Below are 24,007 nucleotides of genomic sequence, written 5' to 3' on the forward strand. Positions count from 1 at the left end.
CGCCGGAATAAACCAAATCAGTTCAGATATTCAGAATTTTGAGCCTCTGTACCAGAGCAAGGCCCCCACAGCCCCGCCAACTACTGGATACAATATAAGCGACGAGACAACAGAGTCCGGTGTGGGGACATAGATTGCTATTAGCCCCTGAATAAGTCCTGCAAGCGTTTCGCTCGATAACGCTGTTAGCAGAGCCTGGAAGTGAGACACGGTATTCCAGATTCCGTTACCGAAAATATACAACGCTACAAACCCCTGAGCGCTCAGTAACATGCCTGCCATCCACTTCACGGCCCCTGTTTCGTAGCTCATCAGTGCTGCCTCCTAGAATCTTGGTTGTTCCCTGAGGGCATTTCTGAGTGAGTCTGGTCGTACTTGTCACCCTCCGAAGTGATGACCGCACGAGCCGATTCGCTGAACCGGTACTGATACCCACTTTTGCGGAGCAGGATCTTCCCATACGTATCGCGTTTTACGATATCCTCATCGTCAGCAATCGCATCGACAGCGGTGTTCAGTGGCTCCCGCTGGTCTGTAGCGTCACCAGCACGTAGCCGGGCTTCAACCCCTTCTGACACGACCTCAAGCGCCTCAGCTACGACTTGTCTGACAGTGACCCCGCCGTCAGCGACGGCCACGTCTTCGGGTTCCTCCGGTGGGTCATCGTCTTTGATGTGTTCAATGAGCGCTTCGCGGTCAGTCCGGAGTGTCTCCTCGAACTCCCCATTGACGATGTCATCGAGTCGCTCGCTAATGACGTACGTCCGGTCGCCACCGGGGTTGGAGCGCTGCAAGATGCCGATATCAACAAGATTGTCAAGTGCTGGACGGGCATCAGCGCAATCGAATTCGACATCATCGTCTTCTGCGTGTGCCTCAATATCGGCTTGGGAGAGTGACTGGGACTCCGCAAAGCCGTTGTGAGCGACAATTGCGATAACCCTGACTTGATCTTCGACGCTTGGTTGATGATCGTGTTCTGTTCGGACTGTCTCGATGAGTTCGCTGTAGTCCATTTACTCTGGTTTGAAGACTGCGGCTAACTCACCCGACAGGCCAATCTTTAACTAGATACGACATTGAGTGGCAATTGCAATTAGCATTGTCGAATCGTTGGCTCGGATTGCCGGGGTGACCCGGCACCCGCTGCCACGGGTTCCGGGTCATCGGTTCACCTGCGGTCAATGTTCAATAGCTTTGCTTGTCTCCTTGCTCCAACATAGCTATGCCCATTAAAAAGCGTTTCGGGCACTGTCTGAATTCAGTCATAATCGGCTTATCTCTTCCACTGGCGGAACAAATTGACTAGAGAGGCTCCAAGACGCCTAAGATAGTTGCTTCGAGGAAAGCAAAATATTTATATATTTCATATTATAAGGTGCAAACATATAGGGAAACTTAGTATAGGATTATAAATCTATCGTGACCGGGGTGGAAGTGGAAACGCAGTACGTCGGCGTTTTATAATATAACTGATTGTATTTGGTTAACACATCAGTGGGGTAGGATTGTGATTTTGATCAAGAAGAGAAATCTCATCCAATTGCGATTCTCGCCTCCATCAGACTCATCTCTGACCAGAAGGTCCTAGATTTCCTGAATAGGCCTAATCCAAATCCGCCATGTCATCGTCAGGATATCTCACCCAGACATGCACCACGGAAAGCCATTCCAAGCGGCCTCAATGTGTTTAAACTAGCGGGTTACGCGACGAAAGTAGTCGTCACGTATGCGTACCACCCAGTGCAAAAACACTTTGCTATATTGCCATCTCAAATGTTGTCAGATTACGTTTGTAATATGAATACATTTGTATCTCTAATTGAGTGGTTACATGCAACATGGTAGACGCTGCCCGAATTGGTGTCGTTCAATGTATGAATGACGATGATTACAATATCCTCTCGAATATCAGTCAGTCCGACATGGATGACGAGGACTTTGAGGATGCTACAGAGGCTACACAGAATATGCTCGGATCCCTCGCAGAAAAGAACTTCTCAGCAAATAAGCCAACTGCTCGGCTTCATGAGTTTGATTATAGCGACGTTGCCGGCGATGATGAACATCAAGCTAAATCGCTGTTGACAAAACTCAAGGACGGCGACAATTTTGAATCGGGCCTGAACGATCTGGCAGAACAGTATTTGAAAACAGCTAACTCGGAGCCAGGAATTCTCATTGCGGTCCAATTCTCGCATAAAGGACATGAACTGGTTGCGATAATCAAAGCACCTTATGAGGATGTCTACGAACCGGATGATGAGGTGGGGCTTTCCCAGATCAGCGAGATCATCGAAGACGAACTCAAGAAGGGGGTCATCTATCCAAGAGTCAACTATTCGCTTGATGAAGCACGTCCGGAAGAGACTGGTGTCTATCAGAAGAACTACTACGCGCAGCACTGGTGGAAATTCCTCGGACTCAAAGACACTAAGACGAATAATGAAGTCCTGAACGAATGGATAGTCGAAGACATCGAGGAAGGTGACGATGAGAACCCCCTGTCTGAAGCTCAGAGTGTCGATGATTTCGATGAAATCAAGCGTGACCTCGACGACGAGAAACTGGACGGCCAGGTCACTATCACAATCTCGGGTATCGATATTCGTGTGCGCCTTCGAGATGTCTTAGAGCGTAATATATTCCTCGTCAACGATGGGTCCTACTATGTCGTCATCCCCGGAAATGAACCTAATGTCGCGGTCACAGGACATAACGGTGGTGAATATCGGAAAGAGATCTTAGACAATCTTTCCGAGTACAATTCGTTTGATGACATTCAGTAATGTCCGAAATAGAAGGCCACCTCTCTCAGCTCTCCTCACTGTGGAAAGGCCGGGAGATTACAGAAGAGCCCCGGATAATAGATATCGATAGTCCTGTCTCGGATTTGTCAAAGAACGATCTTAGTGGAATACTTCAGTTAGCCCACGAAGAGGGAAATTATTTCGATGATTTTGAAGTGACATTTCATACGGATAGAGCCGGGGAACAGCCGATTCTCCAATCTGGTGGGAGCCTTCGAGTACATGACCCTGGTTTCGACACCCTTCGAAGGGCGTACGATACCGAAGACGTAGCTATCCAAGACTGGCGTAAAATTGTCAGTGACGTTCTCCATGATGACGAAGTTGAGAGATTAGCTGAGTTTCTACTTGAATGGTCTGGGACAGCCTCGATATCCTTACACATAGATTGTATCGTAGACAAGTCAGAAATTGGTGACCTCCTCAAAGCTGAGTTAGAGGGTTCCTCTTCTTTTTCAGTATTCTTCTGGACAGAGGAGAAGCAGTTTCAAAGTTGGTTGGACCAGCATATCTCAGATTACGCAACAGTCGCTGACCTGTTCTTTCAAGAACGAAACCTCCCCGTCTTTGTATTCTATCAAGAAATCGAACCGGAGTACCAATCAGTGCTTCAGTTCCACTCGGTTAAATCCTTGCTCAATTTAGAGCCGGCAGACCACGATTTCGATGTGAGCCAGTATCGGACGCTTATGGACCGAGACCGCGATGTGCTCCAAGCAGGACCTGAACTGTCGGTAGTGTCTCCATCGCTCTTTAGCACGCCCAAGGCGAGAGAGCACTTCGCGTCGGTATTTGTGTACAGCGTCTTCGCCGGAGTCGCAAAGAGGGTGAGATTAACTGAGGATGTCTTGGAACTCGAAATTAAAACACGACGCAAAACCATCAGTAACAAAATCGACGGAGAGGCATTTACTAATGCCGTTCAGCAGTATACAGTAGACGAACTAACGGCGCTCTACGAGTTCTATGAGTCGTTCGTGGAGAAGGGAACACGAGATACCTATCGGGACTTTTGGCACCGTAGCATCGTCGAGGAGTGTGATTCGTTTGAGGACCTCCCTCGAAAAACAGCACAGATCCGAGAATTCTACACGTTCTTAGAAGAGGAGGCTATCGAGAAGAATTTCGATGACCTCAATGATGCCATCCAAGACGCCCATGTATTCACCGCCGACGTTACGAGTACTGTTTCAGAGACGACACGGAGCCTGACCTCAGAGATCCAGAAAGTGGTACTGGCACTCCTTGGGGCAGTATTTGCAAATCTATTTCTTGTGGTCCGGTGGTCGAACGTAGACATGGTTCTCCCCTTCTCGATATTCGTCATTTCTGGTGTTCTTCTGTTCTACTTCCCCACAATCCAAACACGAATCGATGAACTGGATGATTTGATAAGCGAGAGTAATGATGATTTCAAAGTATACTCTGAGACGATTCAAGAATTCTCGGGTCATCTATTCGACTTCAGTCGCTTCGATGACCGTCGAGGAAGCTACGTCAATTACGCCGAAAAGCGTCGAAAGTGGGCTGTCAAGAAGCTTCAACTAGCGTTTTGGCTCCTGATCATCGTCTGGGGAGGATTAGCGATAATCTCGATTCTCGGCTACTCGCGTTCTTCGGGACAATTTCTTATCGCAACAACTTCAGTGGTGGTTGCAGGAGTAATCTGGTTCCGACACCGGGACGCCGACTACTACCCAGAAACAACCGACGTGCCTGTCATTGGGCCCGCTCTCTCGCCGGCGATTAGTCTTGCCATACTCATCTTGGTTGTGGCTGGAATTCGCCTGTTCATCGAACCTCTGACTGTGGATGCAATCACATCCGGCCGAATTTTGCAGGAAGTTCTATCGTGGGTATCATCATCACAGCTACTCGGCGTACAGTCTCCGATATCGTGACAGAGTCAGCCTCCAGAAGATGACTATTCACCCCCCGGGAACAGTACGTTAGCGTCTGAGTCTGGCTACCTCTATGTCGTTATTAGGTTCGTTATCAGGGGGGCGCTGTCAGCAGGCCTAACAGAATTACACCTGCTACTGATATAACTCGCAGTACTGACTTCGCCAGATTACCGAGTAGCTGTTTCAGATGGGCGATAGAACAACAAACAACGGTCGGAAATTCGTTCTAGATGTATCCCGCTATATTAGCAACCATTATAAGAACGAGTGACCGGCAAACTCGTCTTTTAGATAGAGGACTGATAGTCCGGTCATTGCATTAATTTCTTTTCTGTTGGAATAGATATCACCCTTGTCACCCGTCACGAGCCGGCCTGCAATACCAAGATTTTGCAGGGCATAGCTATCTGCTACCACTTCTGCATCTGGATGCTCAGTCTGAGAGCCATGTGAAATCATTTCGGCAAGGCGAACTCGAAGATCTTCATCTCGCTCACCTTCCACAGAAATATAATCGATTCGTTCTGAGAGAGCTTCTTTTCTGGAATCAGCTTGGGTTGTAATCCGCTCAACGAGATCCCGCATTGCGTCTCTAACATCCAAGTGGGTACAGTCCTTGGTCAATGTTTTTTCGAAGTATTTTCGAATCTTCCCTTGGACTTGGGTCTCAACATCGTGTTCTTCAATAAATATCTCTGAAACAGTTTCTGGCCCCAACTCAGACTCCTGACGTGAATCAACTTCCAATTCGCACATCCTTGCGTCTTTCCTGAGGCGTGCTTTCTCGTCATCGAACTTCCCGTAATCCTTGGACCATTTAAGTTCTGTTTCGGCACGCGGTTTTCCTTTTTTACAGCAGTACTCGTATATTACCTGATCGGAGAGGAAAAGAGAGTTGTCAGTCGATATCAGCCGATCTGTGTGGTCATTCCATCGGTTCTGGAGGAACGAATAGCCGAGCAGAACATTTGAGTCGACACAGTAGCTTGCCATGTTTCAGTCCGCCCTCAGCCGGGAAAGCATAACCGCTTCAGCGGCTTCATCAGCAACCTCTGAGGTCCCCTTCACAGTCAAATAGTCTTCATCATACTCATGAATCTGTTCCCGAAGTTCCTCTTTCGCCTCATGTGGCTCATCAATTCCCAAGTCAGATAGTACACTCATCGATGAGGCATTCGTAGCAGTTGACTCCGCTAAATCCACACAGAACAGAGACCAGAAGGTATCAAGAACTCGCTCAAGATGACCTATCGTTGCTTCAGGATTGTCTATTCGCTCGCTTAGAATGCTATAACAGTGGTACAGTTCATTTTCGTGTTCAGGAAATGCCTCAGTTGGATACACCTGAACGAAGTCATTCAATAGCCTGCGAAACCCAACGCGGTCAAACTCCGTTGTGTTTACGTCTCCGGAAGATTTGATTGACCCAATCCGTTTGTCCAACTGACGGTAGTTTCGTTGGAGTTGATACGGTGCATCCTCGTACTGCAAATCAGTGATTCCTTCTAACCCTCTCTCGTAGTATCTTTCCAGAGCCCTTTTTACTGCATCTCTAACAGTCCATTCAGCAGAAGTAGAGAGATCGGTGCTAACTCCCGATTCATTTAGCTTGGTCTCATGACCACCGCCTGTCTCAACGACTTCTAAAAGAGGACTCTGGGAAGTTTGGGCACAGGTCCCGTACTTGTACCAAAACAGCCCAATATTTGATTCAATCTCTGGCTCCGCAGAGAGTTCTTTATGAATAAAGTAGATGAGTTTGTGAAAGGCTTTGGTCCGCAAAGGTGTGGAATAGCTTCGTTCCTCATATAGTACGGGAACGATGTCGTCTAAATCAACAGACTCAGAAGTTACCATGTTAACTAATTCTCAAGTATAGAAGTAAAAGCATTTTTCGGTGGTCTACAGGCAATTGTTGCTGGGTTGCCTGTATGATATACTGGTAGAATAATATAATCAACCAGATGTTTCAGAATCACGAAGGAGGGAGGGAAGTTAATTTTCAGCATTCAGAGGATTATAAAGATCAGATCAAACTCTACTGGGAAGCTCGGGGATATGATTTAGTTGAGGATTCTGTTGATGATAATGACACTGCTGATTTGGTCTTCAGGAAGACTCATGAACACGGTGATGAAGATGTCTACGTTGAAGCAAAGTATTCCAAGGTAAGCCGAACTAACGATGGCTTCCTTACCGAAGTAGGAAGATACTTTTTCAGATATCTATCAGACGGCCCTTTTGAATTTCATGTTTTTGCCAGAGATCTAAGCAATATCAGCGCATGGAGGAAGATCTTCGATCCGGGTATTCAACGGGATAGCGCAGTACGTGAATTTTACGAGAGAATCAGAGAAGACGCCAATTTTCAACCAGAGGAAAAACAAAACTTCGAGGAAGCACGCTTTGAGAAGTTCCTTGATTTCGTATCCTCTACCAAGATACATAAGGCCAGTTATGAAGTCCTCAAGATGGACACAGACCGGCTTCAAAACACCGACAAGTACCAGATTAATCGATTTATTTCGGAGCGAGAACCACTCAACGAAGCCTCACAACTTAACGCGAATTTTGGAAGGTTAGACCCGCTTCCAACAAATCTGTATGTGGGATTTCTTGATTCTAGTGTGTTCGATTCAAGCGTCCAGAATACAATACCGAGAACCGCCCCTTTCTGGTTCGAAAATAATAGGGTCTATTCGCTCCGTCCACCGGATGAGTTCCCTAGGCCTGTGGAGCGCACCACAGAGATGGATACAGTGTCGGCGGAACCGTTCAATTCCTGGGCACAGGAACCTGAGAATAAATTGGGGGCGAAAACACTCTTAATGAAAGAAATATGTCGAACTACTGTAACAAGAGAGTTCTCTTCGACCTTTAATAAGAACGCTAGCGAGGAATACTATGAGTCAGATGACTACTGTCAATGCGTAAAATACAGAGGTGATTATTATTTACTATTCAAGCATCCGTCACTGGCTGTTGAGACACAACATGTTGAAGACCAGTTGATAACAAAAGTTTTCGATGAAGAAGACACTTTTGTGAGACATAGATCTGCGAAACTCAAGGTTCATGATTTCGCAGAGAAATTCTACCTCTCTATTTTAGTTCGGAATCACTTCACAGAGAGTGGTGGGAAGCGAACGTTGATACGAGGCTCCAGCCGTGACCGGTTGACAGATAAATTTAATCAGAACGACTATACAAATAGCCAAGCATTCAGCGAGTATCGCCACTGGAGAAAAATCCTAGGCATGGATAAGACAGCATCTGCAGACGCAGATGAGCAAGAGATTGGGCTAAAGAGAATTGGCAGACTATCAGTTGGCAAGCGCCCTCCTGAAGACCGACAGGAGGTTGAAGAACGTGATACTAGCCAGCAGCAGAAGCAACTGGGTGATTTCCAATAATGGATTTCGAAACCGAATACATTGAGGAGCCATCGTTGAAATTCAAAAGTGGTGAAGCAAAGGATCCCAGAGCAGGTCTGATGGAATTCGGACCGTGGACACCGGGGTCATCGGGTCATAATGAGATCAAAATTGGCCTCATTGGTACAAACCGATCAATCAGTGCGGTGAAAGGCTTACTCCAAGAGATGGAGACGGTAATTCCCAGGAACAGTGAGGAAGTCAAGAGACATCAACCACCTTTTCCCTCAATGGGCCCCAATTCACCGTTTGAAGCCTCATTTGTGTTGATGGATCGTCATCAGAGTGAGTTCACAAGACGAGATTTGGACCACATTACACAGCACGATAGTCCAAGTGAAAACGTCGGAATATTACTGGATCAGATGGACAAACGGTTGCAAATCTTGAAGCGCCGAAACGACCCGCCGCCGGACGTTGTCATCGTTGCCATTCCTGAAGAAATCGAGGATGCATGTACAAGATCAGGGGTAAATAAGGCGAAGATGAAGGATGGTCCGACCGACTTTCATGACCGAATTAAGACCTTTGGTCTAAAGTATGATGTTCCAACACAGCTGATTCGGCCGGCCAGTGTGCATTTCGATGGAACTGGCCAGTCTAAAGCAGAAGTCGCTTGGAATCTTTCGGTCGGTTTACTATATAAGTCCAGAGAAGGGAAGCCATGGAAAGTAGCCGATCTGGCTGAAGATACCTGCTACGCTGGAATCTCATTCTATCGAGAGCGCCATGGTGATCGAAGTAAAGCCCATGCCTCTCTTGCTCAAGTGTTTCTCGATACTGGCGAAAGCTTTGTAGTTTGGGGCGATCCCGCAATTAAAGACGATTCAAAATCGAATTACCACCTCACAAAAGATAGTGCCGAGGACATCGTAACCCAGATTCTGGACCAATATACGATGAGCAAGCCTCGGCCAGAGAGATTAGTTCTCCACAAAACTTCTCGATTCCATGATGAAGAGAAAGAGGGGTTCCTCAACGCTGCATCGGATATTCCAAAATTAGACTTCGTCACAATAAGAGAAGGTGATGGAATTCGTCTGTTTCCATCAGGTGACTACCCACCACTCAGGGGTACAGTCTTACACCCCCGGAATACGAGCAAGTACTTTCTCTATACTCAGGGCTATGTCCCATCACTGGAGACATATCCCGGACCAAGAATCCCGACACCGATAACTGTCGAATTGGACCCAGATGTCAACCATACTTCACATAAAGAGATATGCCGAGAAATATTGTCATTTACCAAGCTTGATTGGAACACATCCTCGTTTTGTAAGAAGCAACCAGTTACAATCAAGGTAGCCCGGTCTGTCGGTGCAATATTGGCCGAGTCTAAGAATCGGGGTATAGATGTTCAGCCGCAGTACTACTATTATATGTGATAGCTTCTAGTTTTGTTGAGAATCGCAGTTACTGGTAAATATCCCGGCTGCCGGTGCGGACGCTTACCAATAAGTTAGATCTAGTGACATCGTAAGAAATAAACGAGATTCAGAGCCCAATCAGTAATCGGCTAACCAACAGGTAGGCGAATGGTACACCATATGTTGGTTAGCATTTATTGGCCTACACTGTCGCCGCCACGTGCTGATACTCGGCCTGTGCTGGCGTCGGCTGCAACGTCAACCCGGCCAGCGCCAGCTCCCGAAGCACCTCTGGCGGAATCCCATCAACACCCCGAAGCACTGTATCGAGCGTCCATTCACCGTACTGACTCGCGCTTGGCGCAAGCACATCAACCGACTCGGTCGGCACCTCCTGTTGAATCGCCCGCGCGGCTCGACGAACCCGCTTCCGTTCCTCAACGGTACAGCTCATGCCTCAACACCTTGCACGAAATCACCGACCAGCGACCCACTGACGTGCGGCCCGACGTTCCACCCTCGTTTACCACGCGTGTATTCACACCACTCTGCGAGCGTTTCGAAGGGCGTCTCCGACAACTCAACCCTCTCCGCGGCCCCGTCACCCGAAACAACGGCCACGGCGAACTCATAGCTATCCCAGTAGTGGGCTGCACCCTCGCTGTCGACGCCAAGGAATAGCGGTCGGCCCTGGGCAAGTAGTTCGCGTGCGGTACGTTCTTGTGGATTGGATTGCGTAGTTGCCATTGGTTCTTGTGGGAACCACGCGCCTCGGTGCTCCAACACCGGGGCGATTTCGAAAGAAATCGACCAGCGGCGCGTATGTTCCTGTCTAATCTGTTGTGGCAACACACCAATAAAACTATTGTTCTGATACAACAATAGTCGGTTAGACACCTATGTCTACGAAAGGTCCGGAACCTACGGTCAGTGATACCGAGCTAATCGAGGCAATCGATCGAACTAACAGACCATTCGCAACAGCTGGAGAAGTTGCTGAATTGGTCGATTTATCCAACTGGCGAGTGCGTCAGCGGCTGGAGAGACTTGACGAACAGAATAAGATCAACCGTTCACGGATTGGTGGCGGGCCGTTTATCTATTGGCTCGATGGCTCATTTTCGGACGAATCCAGATAGCGACGCCCGTTGTCAGTGAGCCACCATGCCCTAGCATTCCCAATTTTATCCGATTCAATCAGTCTTTCTTCCTCTAATCGACTGAGTCTTTTTGACGCCGCCTGTTGGCTGATCCCAACCATATCTGCTATCTCCGTCGTCCCGAGAGCTGGTTTGTAGGCCATATGCATGGATCTAAGCAGCTCTTCATCAGAGACAGTCGGGTCTGGCCCACGACGGTTGGTCACATCCTATCCGTGTCTCTCCTCGGTAAAAGGGATATTTGTTCTAAAACCATTGTGTCTACACAACCTATAAGTGGGCCCAGCTGCCTTGGTTATCATATACGCCGCTTACCGAAGCGGAGGCTTCGAGGCAGCGTCTCATCGAACCCATGACCACACCGATGCTCACCCACGAAGAGTCGCATCGCTCGCCAGCCTCGATTTCCGGTCATTCGAAAACCACCAGACGGTGGTACGATCACTCACTTCTGTTCATTTTCCGGTCACCGCCCGGGCGGCCCACGGACACGCCACAGCGGCTCACAGACGAAAACCAACCGCAGAAAGTCGACTTCCGTTCACCCGCGCCACAGACTTCTTCCATGCCACGGCGGAGTGCTGGTCAGATGCATACCACCGGAGGCGACCAATGACGACCTACTACGGCCTGTCGGGCTTCCAGCGCGACCTGCTGGAAGCCATCGCCGCCGTCGAGAACGAGCCGTATGGCCTCGCACTCAAAGCGTACCTCGACGAACGTTACGCCAACCCGATTAACCACAGCCGACTCTACCAGAATCTCAGCACACTCGCCGAACAGAACCTCATCAACCGCGATGAACTCGACGCCCGAACCAACGAATATACGCTGACCGACGCCGGTCGAAAAGCACTCCAGCGCCACGCTGACACGCTCGCAAGCCTCTGTGAGCAGCCCCGGCCCGCCACTAGAGGGAGACAGCAATGACGGCAGTTGCACTGCTCTCTCACAACCTCACTGAGAACAGACCACGCTATCGGGAGATGAGCCGATGACCCCCCAGCCGACCGTCGGCGAGATTGTTGCAATCACGACCATCGACAGTGACCCACTGTTGCTGGTCAGTTCCGCCAGCGACGATCACGTCACGGGCGTGTTGCTGGCAGACCTCCCAACAGGACCACTCCGCCGGCTGCAAGCCTCCAACCCAGACACAGCCACACGCCGACAGCTGGCTCAGACAATCAATCGGACTGACGACCGCACGTCGTTCACGGTCCCCCACACAGATTATGCACTGGTTGAACGCGACAGCAGCCGTCCTAACCCCTTCGCAGGAGGCGAGAACTGATGGCCCGTACTGATCCATCGCCGGCCTCTGCGACTGATACAGCGCCACCAGACACGACTCAGTGGCGACTCTGCTACATGGTCGCGATCTCACCCACTACTCCGAGTGGACGACCGAGTTCCCCACCATCGAGAACTACTATGAACAGTACCGGTACGGAGACTACGCCCACGATGTTGCCATCGACCGCTGGGATGATCGAAGGATGACCGGCCATAGCACTCACCCCGGTGTCGACCACGACTGGAGTCCTACCACCAGCGGGCATGTCTCACTCCCGGTGAACCCAGTGTCACGTTGGCTCGGACGGCGACAGTCCATCCATATCGCTAGGCACTGCCAGCGCGGTGCCACGACACAAATTCACTAGACGTGGCAGGGTTGCCACGAGCCAACCGCCACGTCCAGCAAGCGCCAGCCACGTCAGCAAGAGCCCGTGCTGTGGTCAGCACTGCTCGGTTCGATTCCGGGGACGGGTCCTGTGGTCACGATGCCACGACACCCAACCGCCGACGACGAAGCCACCGACAGCATAGCAACCGATCAAGCACTTGCCGATGCACTCGGGATAGATCTCGAACAAGGTAGCACGGACACCGACGAACTGCAGTCGCTCATCAGCGACCTCGACGACGAAGTGTCACCCCCTGTTTCGAGTGTTCTTGAGCTGCTGGTCGGGACTATCGATAGCCTCCAAGAACGCGTCACCGAACTAGAAGACGATCTTGAACAGACCCATGACGTTGCCACCACAGCGGTCGGCGACGCCGCCACGAACGAACAACGACTCGAAGACCTCGAAGCACAACAGGAGGCCACCCACGACGTTGCCAAGAGCGCTATCGCCAAAGCCCAGCAACTCGACGCCGAGACCGACCACCAGGAAGACGCCGAGCAACTACCCGACGGCATCGAACCCAGTAGTTCGCCGCTGGATTTCTTCGCGAACTGCCGCCAATCAAAGGTCAAGACGATGTTCGTCGAACGTGCGAACCGCCAGAACACCTACCGCGCGATCAGTATCGCTAAGCGGTGGCCGGAATTTGCCACGACGCGAACCGACGGTAGCGGCGTGTTCATGACCAAAGCCGACCTGCAAACGGCCCTGACCGCCGAACTCGGAAAAGAGCCACATCGCCAAACTATCAAGCGCGTCTGGGAGACACTGGAGGAAATCGGCGGCGACGACGTTGTCGAGAAGACCCGACAGGTTGGGCGGGATCAGACCAAAACCGAACTCCTCGCGATGGATATGGCAACAGCCGAAGGGTTGCTTGAGAAACGCTACATCGGCCTCGATTTGCTGGAGCATAGCGACTACAAAGCCACGACGGGTGGCGTCACACCCGTTGTGGTGGAGTCTTGACCCTACCCCTGTGACACACACCGAATAGGATGTGAGTCGGCGCTGAACCAACGCTGCTGGACGCGGTGGCACGTGCCCTGCCGCTGCCGACGCCGCTATCTGCTAGCTGCAGGAACCGGGAGCGGCCTCATTCGTACAGGAGTGTAGTGAGTAATTGTAACACGAACGGAGCGACCACAGCGATCCCCTAGTTCACAACGGGTGTGACAGATCGATTTCACCACTGACCTGCGGTCCTGAGAGCGACTCTGTGACTGGTCGCCAACTCTCTCGGTCTACCCCTCCTTATTCACAGACGGCTGTCCAGTGCCTACGGTCGGACGCTCCTCTCAATCGGGTAGCCACGAAATCAGCAACGTGTGTAAGCTGTTGGCGATGTCAGTCTCCGCATAAAGTGTGTGCAGTCAGTCCCTACGGACTAAGATGCATCTTCAAGAACTTCCTCTGGTCGCACTGCTCCCTGTTCGACAAGTTCTCTATCAAACGAGACCAACGTTCCCTCGATTGCGTCAGCGGCCGTCAGAACAAGTGCGTCCATTGGGTACAGGAGTGTGTCGGACTGGAGCTGGTTAGCGGCTAACATATCCGATGCGTCGGGAAACGTGACTGTCGTCCGTGAGGTGATTCGGGCTTCAATCTGGTCAATCCGATCGCGCTCGAATTGCTTTTTCTTACTGAGAACACTACGTAGTTCCATCAGATTGAGAATGGAAACATGGAGGTTCTCAGTGCTATTCAGTAGCTCGCGGGCTGCTGCTGATCGCTCACTATCCTGTGTGACAGCTGCAATGAGAATGTTTGTATCGAGCAGGTAGGTCATATCTGTTCGCGGGCATCCCGGACCTCGGCAACGGCATCCACATCGACATCAACGGCGACTGCAGCGAGGGCGTCCCCAAGTCTGAGATCTTCATCATCAGTCGGATCTGAACGAGTAAACTCCCGAAAATCATCTGTTGTGAGACTCATATGTATCACTTATAGAGGCGGTTGAAAAAGTGTGCCGGTGACATTGCTTGCCGATTGTCGCCCGTATTATCTGTTCGTCGACGGACTGCTGTTCGGTCCTCATGTTCGGGAACCCCTCACCCGACGGGTGGTCACAAAATAAGGGAGAGTCCCGTGCCGTCAGACTAGGATTACTCCAGCGGTTCGACCCACTCGGGAGCAGCGTCGTGGGTGCCACCGTAGATCGAGTTCTCGGGATACTGGTCGTCGTCAACCTCGACAGCAACAACCACATTACCACCGGAACGCGAGATACCAGAGACGGTTCCAATGACCTCGTCGAGTGGGCTGCTGCCGGTTGTCCAGTCAACTTGGACGCGGTCACCACGGTCGAACCCATACTCCTCGAAGGAAGGCTCTGTCGTACTCATGATCTCCTCCGGCTATAAGGAGACACAAAACCGCTCGTAGGCCAGCCAGAGCGCTGATATCTTTCGCCGAGATAAGATGGGTAATGACCGAGTTCCGGGTTCGGAAACCCGATGGCTGGACAACCGTCTCCTTTCCCAACACAGTCGAGTCAATCCCGGCTGCTAGTGGGAAAGCCGATGGCCAGCTGTGTCTAACTCTTAGCAAGGACTCACTGTTATTCAAATAATTCTGTGCCCGCCGATAGATCGGCTGTCCAAGCCAGGACCATTGTTCGGCGCCCTGTCAAGCTTCTCCAAAGCGTTTGTCTATCGTAGCAGCCGCGACATCCGCCTCCCCACGAGTTCATCAGGCAATCGAAAGTTGACCTGGGTCGCCACTTATGTAGTTATAACAACAATTTCATAAATATCCGGGAGCGCCGCTCAGGCTGGAGCGGTTGTTCTGGGTTTATTTTTGAGGCACCACTGAGAACGTATCTTTGACTAGTCCCGTGAGCTCTGCTACGCCTGTGACAGTGGATTAGTGTGGCCGTGCCACTCAAAGTGTCAGCGGGTATGTTCAGGAACCACCGCAACCCATGTGAAAATGCCTTCAGTAGTCTATGTATTCGATTTGATTCGCTCGAACAATGTTTCCACTTGGTCGACAAACCATTGTGCACTGCGGTTACGCGGACGAGATTCAGCCACTGAAACCGTCGCTTGAACGCATCCTGGCGTGCCAGACATAACGACAATCCTGTCCGAGAGCGCAACGGCTTCCTCAATATCATGGGTTACGAACAACACGGTCTTATCGGTGTCACGCCAAATATGGATAAGTTCATGTTGCAGTTGTCGGCGAGTCTGCATATCTACGCTCCCAAACGGCTCGTCCATCAAGAGGATATCTGGGTCCACAGCCAGTGCACGCGCAAGACCGACTCGCTGTTTCATACCACCTGAGAGTTCTTTCGGGTAGGCGTCAGCAAAATTAGACAATCCAATAACCTCGAGCATCTCTTGGACTCGGTCCTGCCGCTCAGCATCCGGGACTCCCTGCTCTACCAATCCGAAAGCGACGTTTTCCCGGACTGTCAGCCACGGAAACAGGTGGTACGCCTGAAACACCGTCCCTCGATTCGGGTCAGGGCCTTGAACTAGCTTCCCCTCCACTGTGATGTCACCGTCTGTTGGTGATTCCAGCCCACTCACAAGTCTGAGGAGCGTTGTCTTCCCACAGCCTGACGGGCCAAGCACGGTGACGAACTCACCAGATGAGACACTCAGTGATATCTCACGGAGTGCTGTAGTGGTCCCACCCTCACCCTCGTACTGTTTGGAGACCCCATCGATGGTGATTGCCGCATCATTATGGTCTCTCATTGTTGCCAGTCGAGGAGGTAGGAACGAACTCGGCGCACGGCCCAATCGCTGAGCAGGAATACCACGCTAATCACCAACATGTACGCGATGCTGCGCGCCATCGCGAGGTTGTTCGCACTCGTGATGATCTCGTACCCGACACCGGGTGCACCGAACAATTCGGCTGCAATCACCATCATCCAGCACTGTCCGACGCTCGTACGGACTCCAGTCAGAATCCCCGGTAATGCATCTGGGATGACAACCCGCCACAGCAGCCGGCGATTACTATCAACACCCAGCGTCGTAGCGACCTCTATCAGGTCACGTGAGGTACTCTCTACCCCCTCGTACGCATTATAGAACGTAATCCAAAATGCACCGATGAACACAATAAATGCCGCACCGGTGTGACCGAGCCCAAGCCAAATGATGGCGAACACGATCCACGCCAGTGGTGGAATCGGCCTAAGCACCCGCACGACGGGTGTAAGGGCGGCATCAATGACCAGACTCCAGCCCATCCCGATGCCAAGCAGGCCGCCAGCCACAATCCCAACAGCGACACCGGGAATATAGTGGAGGAGACTCTCACCGAGATGAACAAGCAATTCACCGCTAACCAGCTCGGCCCACAGTGCACCTGCCACCTCGCCGGGTGTCGGCAACAGGTACGATGGAACTTCACGACCCCCCGCCCACCAGACTGCCAGAAACCCAGCAGTTCCCACAAATCCATACCACAGCCGTGTCAGATTCCATTCTCGGCCGAACGCAGTCGTGGTTGTCGGCTGAGAGCGGATACCGGACGAGTCCGCTACTGGATCAAATTCGGTGGCCATCCTATTCGGCGATGTTGTCGTAGAGTGACTGCTCAAAGATTGCGTCGTTAGACACTCCACTATCGATCTGGCCGAGGCTCTCCATCTGCGCAACGAAAAGCTGCGTACTCTCTGTAATCTGTGCCGGGTCGCTGATGTAGTTCGAGGCCTTCGACGTGAGGGCTTTCTGAGCAATCTTCGTCGGAAGTTTGTCTCCTTTGGCCTTGCTCACGGCCTCTGCAGCGACAGTCGGTTGTTTTTGAATGGTTCCAGTGGCACGTGAGTGTTGGGCTACAACAGACTTCGCGATGTCCGGATGATCGTTCCAGAGGCGGTCATGCATGAACATGACGCCGCCCGGCTGACCAGACATGAATGAGCCTGCCCACGTGATGCGCTCATAGGGTGCGTCTCTCTGTTCAAGCGCAGTTGGGATGGGTTCCATGATGACAGTGCCATCAACATTCCCAGAGAGTAACGAGCGTTTGACGGGGCTACCACCAGCCATTGGCTCAATGTCGACAAGGTCTGGGGAGATTCCGAGTTCCTCGCGGAGCCAATATTGGAGGAGGATAAACGCGACACTGCCCTTTGGGAAGGTGCTGAATTTGAATTTCCGCCCTTTCTCCTCGCGGAACATCTGGAAAGCGTCGGCACCGTGTTCATCCCAGAGAGCAGCGAAGTCTTCGTGAGCGAACACAACAAACCCGTTCTTATGATTGGCTGCCGTGACTTTTCCCGGGACATCCTTACTTTTCATCTTGATCACAGGAGTGATGCCCATGAATGCAAGGTCAATGTCACCGTCGGAATACGCTGAAACGATGGTGAGGCCCTTGTTAGCGAAGTTTGTAGCCTCGATGTCGGGGTCTAACTCCTCAAAGTACCCTTCTTGATTCATCACGTGGTACTGGAGGAACGGGAACGGCGGCTTGAATGCAATGCTGAGGGTATCCATAGAGTTCCCACCGAGCACAGACGTACACCCAGAGAGAGCGGTAAGTGTACTTGCACCGACTGCTGCGCCGGTTTTCCCGAGGAACTGGCGTCGGCTCCCGGTAGGTGTTTCCTCGGACCGATCCGAATTGTTAGGCTTGCCTAAATTAGGCATACCTAAAAAGAGTGGACAGTAGTTAAAATAATCTTTCCTTTCAACCGAGGATAATATATGAAGGCACCGCACGGTCAGATGCATTATGAGCGGGCTGTCCCGGGATCAGATCAGCTCTGAGTCCGGGCCGCCAGCACAGCAAGTCCCACTCCAACCACGGCTCCCACTATCCCAAATCCGGGCCCACTTCCGTCTGTTGATTCAGGTCCACTACTACGGCGGTCAGTCGATGCCGTAGCCGCATCTTGGGTTGTACTGTCAGTCGTGAAGGTCGAGACAGCCGTTTCAGTAGTCACATTCTGGTTTTCGGCCTCATCATCGGCATTACTGCTTCCACTGCTGTCGTCATTCTCGTCAGTATCGTCGCTACTGCCGTCGTCAGTGGGTGGAAGGCCACCGCCACCGGTGTCGTTATTCCCGCCAGTATCGTCGCTCTCACCGTCGTCAGCGGGAGGACTGCCACCGCCGCCGCTGTCGTCATTCCCGCCGGGATCGCCGCTACCGCCGTCGTCAGCGGGAGGGCTGCCACCGCCATCGCTGTCGTCCGCCCCATCGGTTTCTTCATCCGGGGGAGCAGGGTCAGTCGTTCCATCATCGGCGCCGGCGCTCGCCGGCGCTTTGAGGTCGAGGTTCATTATGCTTCCACTCGACCATTCTGCAGTCTGGTTTACTTTCACATCGTTTACGTAGAATATGACAGTCGCACCGGCATCGCTGCGAGTGCCATTGACTGCAAGTTTTTCGGCAACAACGCTACTGCCGCCGAACGCCCCCGTAGATTCTGTAACGAGGGTCCCCCGACGTTCGCCATCAATCTTGGCCGTGATTTCTGTGCCTGCCGGGGCGGGTTCGCCGTCAATCGTCACGCTTCCGTAATAGGCGGCCGGCGTCGGCGGCGGGTCTGCACCTGCGGCCGGCGTCGCAAAGACAGCACCGCCGCTGCATACGATTAAGCCTACCATCGTCAGGGCTGCAACGAATCTAATGTGTCGTGTCATCGTTGTATATTAGGTATGATTGCGTTAGGATGCTGGCACAGTTGCTGTCGAACGTGGATTCGAAACCTGACCGGTTTCGTTGCCGTCAGCAGTGTGAGTCTTAATACTACCCCTGCGTATGCGTTCAACCGCCTTGTCAGCGGCACTCGCAGTCAGATTTCGGTAAGGTGGCGCTGCGTCAGCAACAATATCAGCTGCCGCCGCTTCAATGTCTGCCATGGATCTATTGCTGTCTTCGGCTATCACCGCTGTCGTCAAGTTGCGGTAGATAACCTGCGAAAGTGTTGTCTGTAGCGTCGCATTGTCTACAGAGCCAGTACTTGCTAATACGGTCGAGGCTGATACAGAGCCGTTTATTACCGGCCCTTCTTCACCTGTGCTGTTAGACGCGGTACTGTTTAGTTGATACAGCTTAATCCCCTTGTAAAGCTCTGTTTTCGACGGATTTGGACCAACATACGAGGGGAGCGTACTCCTATTCTCCACAAACACGAAGTAGCCCTGATACGGACTTGCATCGGGCACAGTTCCGCTTGAAGCGCTTTGGAACCGGTATGTACCCTCAAAGCTGGTAGCTTGCCCCGGCTGACTGCTTGGAGCCGTCATCGGTGCAGTTGCCAGAGTCGGTTTAACCGTACCGGCGTCAAAGGCTAAATCAATCCGATTGTACGTTGGTGCACCGACAAAGTTCCAGCCCTCAACAAGGGCTGTCTGGGCTGGTGCATTTGGTGAGTCCGTCCCAACATGGTGGGTGATGGTCATCCGACCATCGCTCTCTGCAACTACTGCTATACCCTGCAGCGGAGCGACCCGGTCATCTCCGGACAACATTTTCCAAGTTTGTGTATTCGCGTCGAACCCGTAGACTGCACCCTCAAAGCCGCCACTAAATAGATCAGCGACAGTCTGGTCAGTCGGCCCCGGCACACTCACACTGTAGACCTCGTCTGCTGCCAGCGTGAGATCAATGCCAAAGCGACTCGGGTCTGTCGTGTTAACGGCTTCCGGCGGAGCCGTAAGGAATGGTTCATAGACCACGTCACCGCTAACGAAGGAACGGTTGCCCGCTCGCTCCCCGTGATAGTTCATTGTTGCTCGGAGTGTCGTGTCAAGCCCGCTTCCGAGCGAAGTGTTGGATTCCGAAAGATCGTTGTGATGGATTTCGACTGCTGGTACATCCGCACGGTCGACCCAGACACCGTACTCTGCATCGATGTCATTCCGGGCAATCTCACCACCAGTGTTAGTCCCTTCAACATAGACTCCTTCGGAGAGGTTCCAGATGTCGTTGTCTACTACCGTTGCGTTTGTCACGAACGCCTCTAACTGGATACCAACAGTGTTTGATGCCGATTCATCCATATCGTGAATCTCATTCTCGCGGAACTGGATATTGTCCGTCTCGAAGGTCGTGAGGCCAGCCCCGCTGTCGGTGATTTCGTTGCGCTCGACGACCGTATCGGAGGACGTGTACACATCCACGCCAGAGTCTTGCCCCGAAATAGTCGCGTTAGACACGTGTGCGCTGTCGGCTTCACCAACAGTGACGCCAATGGCCAGCAGACTTGCTCCGTTTGTGATATTCACGTCACGGACGACCGCGTTGTGCGCGGTTGATCCAGCGCCACCGATAAGGACACCATGTGCGGCGCCACTAACCGAAACATCCTGAATCGTCGCATTCATTCGTTCCACAGCGATGCCGTCAGGGGCGGCTCCCTTGGCAGTGACATCAAGTTGCTCAACAGTCACATTTGGCGCGTCCACATGAACAACGGGGTCGTAGAACCCAGGTATGTTCGCCTCAATAGTCGGTCGCGCCGCCGCATCATGGGCGGTTAGTGTCATGCCAGGTGTCGTGACTTCAATGGGCTTCGTATACGTTCCTGGTGCGACTTCGACAGTCGTCCCAGGTGGGGCCAAGTCGATTGCTCCTTGGATCGTGTCCACGTCTTCAGGGACAACGAGTGGTTTTTCGTAGGCCGCAGTCTGTCCGCTGAGCAGTTCGACAGTCTCGTTATCGCCGTCAGCAGTAACGGAAAGACCAACACTACCAACGATATCTCTAGACGTGTTTATTCTGATAGTTACGGCATCAGTGTCGTCTGAGACACTGTGCCATTCCCCAAACTCTCGTTCAGTCCCATTTACGGATAATGAGAGATCCGATTTTGTGAGCGTCGTCGACTCCGTTAGCGTGACGTTTAGACGGTCAAGGTCATCGGCGGCGACCTCAACGCTGAACGAGTCCCCTGGCGAGACGTGTGCTGGCTGTGTGGAAGCAAACCAGGCCGGTGGCTTGCTGTTGACGTACATAACAGCGTTGCCCAGTATTGCGTTCGCATCATGGGACATGTGTGAGCTTCGAACTGTAGATGTGCGGCCAAGCGATGAGAGCAATACGGACTGTGTCGACTCATCAATGGCAATACCAGTGCCAGACGTATCGCTACCATCACCTACTGTTGCGAGTGTTGTCCCCTGATATCGGTCGAACCACGCGATATCACCTCGGGACTGGTTGTGAATCTGTACGCGCTCTCCAGCGCTAGCTACCCCGTCAAACAGTGGGTGGCCCGTCACTACTTCAAACGCTGGCCGGTCGTTCTGTGTCGATTGCCCAGTGACGACCGGATTCTGTGTTGCGCTTGAGAGTGCTGTGATTCCATTGCTTGCCGCACCCCACTGGTCAAGATAGACAACGCCAGTGTCAGGATGATCGGTTGCTGCTACGAACGCTTCAACATCGACACCCGAGCTAACTTGATTGACGACGAGAACATCATAATTGTCGGTTTCTGCCATCGCCTCCTCAGGTGTAATGACAGACACGAAGTACTCGTCGGGGACATTTGTGTCAACCGCAGTCTGAACTTGGTTAGCGTACTCCGAACCAGTGCTGTCCACAACACCAACGTATACCGGATCGGGCACAACATTCGTCGGACCGGTCGTTAACGTCACTGTGTCTCCAAGGCCGGACAGTGTGTGAGAGAGTACAAGACGTCCGTCTGCGTTTGTTGTTGTTTCAACCCGGACTTGAACGGTCGTGTCATCGGAGTTGTTCAGTGCGATCTCCTCACCAAACGCGTACTGCTGGCCGTTAACGTATAATGTCGCGTTCTCGGTCGTGGTTCCAGTCCGTGTGATAGAAAGTGTCTCTGCGTGAGCCGTCTGATAGGTGACTGTCGCAGCATTACCGGATTTAATTTCACTGGTCTGGTTAGTCGTAACGCGACCGTCCAGTGACGCCGATAGATCAATACTGTGGGTAGCCATCGTCCCGCTGTCAACAGTGACCTGGCTCGTCTCCGGTTCATAGCCAAACTCAGAGGCGGTGACGTTGAATCTACCCGGGAGGGTCCGGACAAGGTAATCCCCAGCGGGGTTTGTCGTTGTTTCGGCACCGCTATCCAAGGTGACTGTAGCGTCAGCAATCGGAGCACCGCTTGTATTAGTGACAGTGCCAGTGATGCCTTGCTCGGCGGCGACAGCGGTTGTCGCATCCAAGGCGTCAACAATACCGTGACCATAGCGAATATCCTTATTATTGGGCGCATCCGCTGGTTTTGTTGCGGATTTGCGTAGGGCTGTATTGATTTCGTCCGGTGAGAGATCACCCCCAGAGGCAGACACCATCAGCGCGACGACACCGGAAATGTGTGGCGTTGCCATTGAGGTTCCAGATTTTTCTCCGTACTCTCCACCAGGAAGCGTGCTATAGGTTTCAACGCCTGGCGCCGCAATGTCTGGTGTGACAAAGCTTGCAGGCCAGTCACCGGGAGCAGCGTCACCCCAATCGCGCTGGGTCCGAACGACGTCACCTCCGGAGAACGGTGCGATGTCTCGGTCTGGACCTGAGGCTCCAACAGTAGTTGCATCGTAAATGTTTCCAGGAGACGGTGCTGTCTCAGGGCCATGGTTGCCGGCCGCTACGACGACAGTGGTGCCAGCATCCTCGGCGTTTCGAATTGGCGGAATGAGTGTGCTGTAAAAGCCGTCAGCTCCGAGACTCATGCTGATAACATCGGCATCCTCCTCAACGGCCCACTGCATTCCAGCAATAATTTGTGCGAACGACCCTGTGCCATCAGGGAGAACGAGCCCGTGCATCATGTCCGCATCGGGCGCGACACCAACGGCGGTGCCACTTATGTCACCACCACCCACCGTACCAGTAACGTGGGTGCCGTGGTCGCTGGTCGCATGCGGGGTTGAGTTCATTACGCGATCACCGTTTGTATCGAACTCGGCCCACCCACCAGGGTACGTGGCATCGTTCTGGTTCTCAGTACGAAGGCTCAGGTCAGGATGATCGATGTCAGCGCCGGTATCGAGTACAGCGACCTTCGCTCCAGCACCTCTCGTTCCGTGTTCGGCCCAGACCTCGGGGACATTGAGTTGGTCCAGCCCATATGTCACGTCACCCGACGGTGAGTCCGCAGCAGTTGGTTGTTTCGCAGTACCACTTGGCTGTGTGTTAGTTGCGGAGAGTGCACGAACCTCATAATTCCTGTGGACGTCAGTGACGCCAGGTTGCTTGACAAGCGCGCTAGCGTTAGCTTTCGAGGTGTTGACCCGCATGAGGACCGCATTAGTGATCCAGAATCTATTGAGGACCGTGACCCCATCCGTCGACGCAGCGTAATCAAGAACGGGCTGCTGGGTCTCGTTAGCGTGGGTACGAAGTTCATCGACAGCTGCCTCTTTTGAGAGCGTGCCAGCTTCGGGTATTTCGAACTCCTCAACCCGGACAATTACCTCAGCAGTCGATGAATTGGTGCTAGAGTTGCGTGATCTGTTACGCGCGGTAACCGTACTGATTGCTGTCTCGTTTTCAGGTGCTTCGGTGGTATTGTTCGAGGGAGGCGCTGTCTTGTTTTCAGGTACTTCTGTGGTATTGTTCGAGGGAGGCGTTGTCTCGTTCTCGGGTACTTCTGTGGTATTGTCCGAGGGCGGCGTTGTCTCGTTTTCAGGTGCTTCTGTGGTATTGTCCGAGGGCGGCGTTGTCTCGTT

General features: G+C 52.2%; 23 protein-coding genes and 1 pseudogene. 9 read left to right on the top strand and 15 right to left on the bottom strand.

The annotated features are described in order from the left end of the window. Positions 1-30: 30 nt before the first annotated feature. Together IEY38_RS20035 and IEY38_RS20040 are read right to left on the bottom strand one after the other, a co-directional pair. On the bottom strand, positions 31-312 hold the full coding sequence (locus IEY38_RS20035) for a hypothetical protein (protein WP_188980617.1): 282 nt from the start codon (positions 310-312) through the stop codon (positions 31-33). After that, complete coding sequence (locus IEY38_RS20040; RefSeq protein ID WP_188980619.1) at positions 312-1,016, bottom strand: hypothetical protein; 705 nt, start codon at positions 1,014-1,016, stop codon at positions 312-314. The genes IEY38_RS20035 and IEY38_RS20040 overlap by 1 nt, the downstream gene beginning before the upstream one ends. Before the next feature lie 825 nt (positions 1,017-1,841). Between IEY38_RS20040 and IEY38_RS20045 the strand changes: the two genes are divergently transcribed. Further along, positions 1,842-2,789, top strand: a complete 948-nt coding sequence (locus tag IEY38_RS20045; RefSeq protein WP_188980621.1) for a hypothetical protein — start codon at positions 1,842-1,844, stop codon at positions 2,787-2,789. Further along, a complete protein-coding gene (locus tag IEY38_RS20050; protein ID WP_188980624.1) occupies positions 2,789-4,711 on the top strand; it encodes a hypothetical protein in 1,923 nt (640 codons plus the stop codon). The genes IEY38_RS20045 and IEY38_RS20050 overlap by 1 nt, the downstream gene beginning before the upstream one ends. Before the next feature lie 258 nt (positions 4,712-4,969). Here IEY38_RS20050 and IEY38_RS20055 read toward each other — a convergent pair whose 3' ends face one another. Together IEY38_RS20055 and IEY38_RS20060 are read right to left on the bottom strand one after the other, a co-directional pair. Next, the gene (locus tag IEY38_RS20055; protein ID WP_188980626.1) at positions 4,970-5,707 is read right to left on the bottom strand and encodes a hypothetical protein; all 738 of its coding nucleotides are present in this window, start codon (positions 5,705-5,707) and stop codon (positions 4,970-4,972) included. A gap of 3 nt (positions 5,708-5,710) precedes the next feature. Next, entirely contained in the window at positions 5,711-6,571 is an 861-nt protein-coding gene (locus tag IEY38_RS20060; RefSeq protein WP_188980628.1) for a hypothetical protein, read from the bottom strand. Between the two features lie 107 nt (positions 6,572-6,678). On the opposite strand from IEY38_RS20060, the gene IEY38_RS20065 reads away from it, so the two are divergent. Together IEY38_RS20065 and IEY38_RS20070 are read left to right on the top strand one after the other, a co-directional pair. Next, on the top strand, positions 6,679-8,127 hold the full coding sequence (locus IEY38_RS20065) for a hypothetical protein (RefSeq protein ID WP_188980630.1): 1,449 nt from the start codon (positions 6,679-6,681) through the stop codon (positions 8,125-8,127). Next, positions 8,127-9,536 carry an argonaute/piwi family protein gene (locus IEY38_RS20070; RefSeq protein WP_229775398.1) on the top strand — a complete coding sequence of 470 codons (1,410 nt, stop codon included), beginning with the start codon at positions 8,127-8,129 and terminating at the stop codon, positions 9,534-9,536. The genes IEY38_RS20065 and IEY38_RS20070 overlap by 1 nt, the downstream gene beginning before the upstream one ends. 184 nt (positions 9,537-9,720) lie before the next feature. On the opposite strand, the gene IEY38_RS20075 is transcribed toward IEY38_RS20070, so the two are convergent. After that, positions 9,721-9,972 (bottom strand): hypothetical protein, encoded by a 252-nt coding sequence (locus tag IEY38_RS20075; RefSeq protein WP_188980632.1) that lies wholly within the window; start codon positions 9,970-9,972, stop codon positions 9,721-9,723. Next, positions 9,969-10,265 carry a hypothetical protein gene (locus IEY38_RS20080; protein ID WP_188980633.1) on the bottom strand — a complete coding sequence of 99 codons (297 nt, stop codon included), beginning with the start codon at positions 10,263-10,265 and terminating at the stop codon, positions 9,969-9,971. Before IEY38_RS20080 ends, IEY38_RS20075 begins: the two co-directional genes overlap by 4 nt. A 152-nt stretch (positions 10,266-10,417) precedes the next feature. On the opposite strand from IEY38_RS20080, the gene IEY38_RS21890 reads away from it, so the two are divergent. Continuing rightward, positions 10,418-10,657, top strand: coding sequence for a FaeA/PapI family transcriptional regulator (locus IEY38_RS21890; protein WP_079980889.1), 240 nt, complete (start codon positions 10,418-10,420; stop codon positions 10,655-10,657). On the opposite strand, the gene IEY38_RS20090 is transcribed toward IEY38_RS21890, so the two are convergent. Further along, entirely contained in the window at positions 10,618-10,827 is a 210-nt protein-coding gene (locus tag IEY38_RS20090) for a winged helix-turn-helix domain-containing protein (RefSeq protein WP_326838529.1), read from the bottom strand. The two genes, IEY38_RS21890 and IEY38_RS20090, sit on opposite strands and share 40 nt — an antisense overlap. Before the next feature lie 463 nt (positions 10,828-11,290). Between IEY38_RS20090 and IEY38_RS20095 the strand changes: the two genes are divergently transcribed. The 4 genes and pseudogenes from IEY38_RS20095 (at position 11,291) to IEY38_RS20105 (ending at position 13,338) form a co-directional block, all read left to right on the top strand. Beyond that, complete coding sequence (locus IEY38_RS20095) at positions 11,291-11,608, top strand: PadR family transcriptional regulator (RefSeq protein WP_188980635.1); 318 nt, start codon at positions 11,291-11,293, stop codon at positions 11,606-11,608. A 64-nt stretch (positions 11,609-11,672) separates the two neighbouring features. After that, positions 11,673-11,972 carry a hypothetical protein gene (locus IEY38_RS20100; RefSeq protein ID WP_188980638.1) on the top strand — a complete coding sequence of 100 codons (300 nt, stop codon included), beginning with the start codon at positions 11,673-11,675 and terminating at the stop codon, positions 11,970-11,972. Then, positions 11,972-12,162: pseudogene (locus IEY38_RS21450) on the top strand (hypothetical protein); the annotation flags it as partial. The gene IEY38_RS20100 and the pseudogene IEY38_RS21450, both read left to right, overlap by 1 nt. A 300-nt stretch (positions 12,163-12,462) precedes the next feature. Continuing rightward, positions 12,463-13,338, top strand: a complete 876-nt coding sequence (locus IEY38_RS20105; protein WP_188980640.1) for a hypothetical protein — start codon at positions 12,463-12,465, stop codon at positions 13,336-13,338. Positions 13,339-13,756: 418 nt separating this feature from the next. Here the strand turns inward: IEY38_RS20105 and IEY38_RS20110 are convergent, their stop codons facing one another. The 8 genes from IEY38_RS20110 to IEY38_RS20145 all read right to left on the bottom strand — a co-directional run bounded on the left by IEY38_RS20110 (position 13,757) and on the right by IEY38_RS20145 (position 23,413). After that, complete coding sequence (locus IEY38_RS20110) at positions 13,757-14,158, bottom strand: type II toxin-antitoxin system VapC family toxin (RefSeq protein ID WP_188980646.1); 402 nt, start codon at positions 14,156-14,158, stop codon at positions 13,757-13,759. Beyond that, positions 14,155-14,307 carry a hypothetical protein gene (locus IEY38_RS20115; RefSeq protein WP_188980648.1) on the bottom strand — a complete coding sequence of 51 codons (153 nt, stop codon included), beginning with the start codon at positions 14,305-14,307 and terminating at the stop codon, positions 14,155-14,157. Before IEY38_RS20115 ends, IEY38_RS20110 begins: the two co-directional genes overlap by 4 nt. A gap of 170 nt (positions 14,308-14,477) precedes the next feature. Beyond that, complete coding sequence (locus IEY38_RS20120; protein WP_188980650.1) at positions 14,478-14,717, bottom strand: hypothetical protein; 240 nt, start codon at positions 14,715-14,717, stop codon at positions 14,478-14,480. A gap of 600 nt (positions 14,718-15,317) precedes the next feature. Next, on the bottom strand, positions 15,318-16,082 hold the full coding sequence (locus tag IEY38_RS20125; protein WP_188853844.1) for an ABC transporter ATP-binding protein: 765 nt from the start codon (positions 16,080-16,082) through the stop codon (positions 15,318-15,320). Continuing rightward, on the bottom strand, positions 16,079-16,903 hold the full coding sequence (locus IEY38_RS20130; RefSeq protein ID WP_080505445.1) for an ABC transporter permease: 825 nt from the start codon (positions 16,901-16,903) through the stop codon (positions 16,079-16,081). Before IEY38_RS20130 ends, IEY38_RS20125 begins: the two co-directional genes overlap by 4 nt. A 1-nt stretch (position 16,904) precedes the next feature. Continuing rightward, complete coding sequence (locus IEY38_RS20135; RefSeq protein WP_188980651.1) at positions 16,905-17,840, bottom strand: ABC transporter substrate-binding protein; 936 nt, start codon at positions 17,838-17,840, stop codon at positions 16,905-16,907. A gap of 263 nt (positions 17,841-18,103) precedes the next feature. Beyond that, entirely contained in the window at positions 18,104-18,955 is an 852-nt protein-coding gene (locus IEY38_RS20140) for a hypothetical protein (RefSeq protein ID WP_188980653.1), read from the bottom strand. A gap of 60 nt (positions 18,956-19,015) precedes the next feature. Continuing rightward, positions 19,016-23,413 carry a S8 family serine peptidase gene (locus tag IEY38_RS20145; RefSeq protein ID WP_188980661.1) on the bottom strand — a complete coding sequence of 1,466 codons (4,398 nt, stop codon included), beginning with the start codon at positions 23,411-23,413 and terminating at the stop codon, positions 19,016-19,018. Positions 23,414-24,007: the final 594 nt, after the last annotated feature.

The sequence above is a fragment of the Haloarcula sebkhae genome (assembly GCF_014647415.1).
Classification (GTDB): domain Archaea; phylum Halobacteriota; class Halobacteria; order Halobacteriales; family Haloarculaceae; genus Haloarcula; species Haloarcula sebkhae.

What these genes read in the sequence shown, in the direction of transcription:
- IEY38_RS20035 (WP_188980617.1), bottom strand. Translation starts at nt 312, where the DNA reads ATGAGCTACGAAACAGGGGCCGTGAAGTGGATGGCAGGCATGTTACTG.
- IEY38_RS20040 (WP_188980619.1), bottom strand. Translation starts at nt 1,016, where the DNA reads ATGGACTACAGCGAACTCATCGAGACAGTCCGAACAGAACACGATCAT.
- IEY38_RS20045 (WP_188980621.1), top strand. Translation starts at nt 1,842, where the DNA reads ATGGTAGACGCTGCCCGAATTGGTGTCGTTCAATGTATGAATGACGAT.
- IEY38_RS20050 (WP_188980624.1), top strand. Translation starts at nt 2,789, where the DNA reads ATGTCCGAAATAGAAGGCCACCTCTCTCAGCTCTCCTCACTGTGGAAA.
- IEY38_RS20055 (WP_188980626.1), bottom strand. Translation starts at nt 5,707, where the DNA reads ATGGCAAGCTACTGTGTCGACTCAAATGTTCTGCTCGGCTATTCGTTC.
- IEY38_RS20060 (WP_188980628.1), bottom strand. Translation starts at nt 6,571, where the DNA reads ATGGTAACTTCTGAGTCTGTTGATTTAGACGACATCGTTCCCGTACTA.
- IEY38_RS20065 (WP_188980630.1), top strand. Translation starts at nt 6,679, where the DNA reads ATGTTTCAGAATCACGAAGGAGGGAGGGAAGTTAATTTTCAGCATTCA.
- IEY38_RS20070 (WP_229775398.1), top strand. Translation starts at nt 8,127, where the DNA reads ATGGATTTCGAAACCGAATACATTGAGGAGCCATCGTTGAAATTCAAA.
- IEY38_RS20075 (WP_188980632.1), bottom strand. Translation starts at nt 9,972, where the DNA reads ATGAGCTGTACCGTTGAGGAACGGAAGCGGGTTCGTCGAGCCGCGCGG.
- IEY38_RS20080 (WP_188980633.1), bottom strand. Translation starts at nt 10,265, where the DNA reads ATGGCAACTACGCAATCCAATCCACAAGAACGTACCGCACGCGAACTA.
- IEY38_RS21890 (WP_079980889.1), top strand. Translation starts at nt 10,418, where the DNA reads ATGTCTACGAAAGGTCCGGAACCTACGGTCAGTGATACCGAGCTAATC.
- IEY38_RS20090 (WP_326838529.1), bottom strand. Translation starts at nt 10,827, where the DNA reads ATGCATATGGCCTACAAACCAGCTCTCGGGACGACGGAGATAGCAGAT.
- IEY38_RS20095 (WP_188980635.1), top strand. Translation starts at nt 11,291, where the DNA reads ATGACGACCTACTACGGCCTGTCGGGCTTCCAGCGCGACCTGCTGGAA.
- IEY38_RS20100 (WP_188980638.1), top strand. Translation starts at nt 11,673, where the DNA reads ATGACCCCCCAGCCGACCGTCGGCGAGATTGTTGCAATCACGACCATC.
- IEY38_RS20105 (WP_188980640.1), top strand. Translation starts at nt 12,463, where the DNA reads ATGCCACGACACCCAACCGCCGACGACGAAGCCACCGACAGCATAGCA.
- IEY38_RS20110 (WP_188980646.1), bottom strand. Translation starts at nt 14,158, where the DNA reads ATGACCTACCTGCTCGATACAAACATTCTCATTGCAGCTGTCACACAG.
- IEY38_RS20115 (WP_188980648.1), bottom strand. Translation starts at nt 14,307, where the DNA reads ATGAGTCTCACAACAGATGATTTTCGGGAGTTTACTCGTTCAGATCCG.
- IEY38_RS20120 (WP_188980650.1), bottom strand. Translation starts at nt 14,717, where the DNA reads ATGAGTACGACAGAGCCTTCCTTCGAGGAGTATGGGTTCGACCGTGGT.
- IEY38_RS20125 (WP_188853844.1), bottom strand. Translation starts at nt 16,082, where the DNA reads ATGAGAGACCATAATGATGCGGCAATCACCATCGATGGGGTCTCCAAA.
- IEY38_RS20130 (WP_080505445.1), bottom strand. Translation starts at nt 16,903, where the DNA reads ATGGCCACCGAATTTGATCCAGTAGCGGACTCGTCCGGTATCCGCTCT.
- IEY38_RS20135 (WP_188980651.1), bottom strand. Translation starts at nt 17,840, where the DNA reads ATGGATACCCTCAGCATTGCATTCAAGCCGCCGTTCCCGTTCCTCCAG.
- IEY38_RS20140 (WP_188980653.1), bottom strand. Translation starts at nt 18,955, where the DNA reads ATGGTAGGCTTAATCGTATGCAGCGGCGGTGCTGTCTTTGCGACGCCG.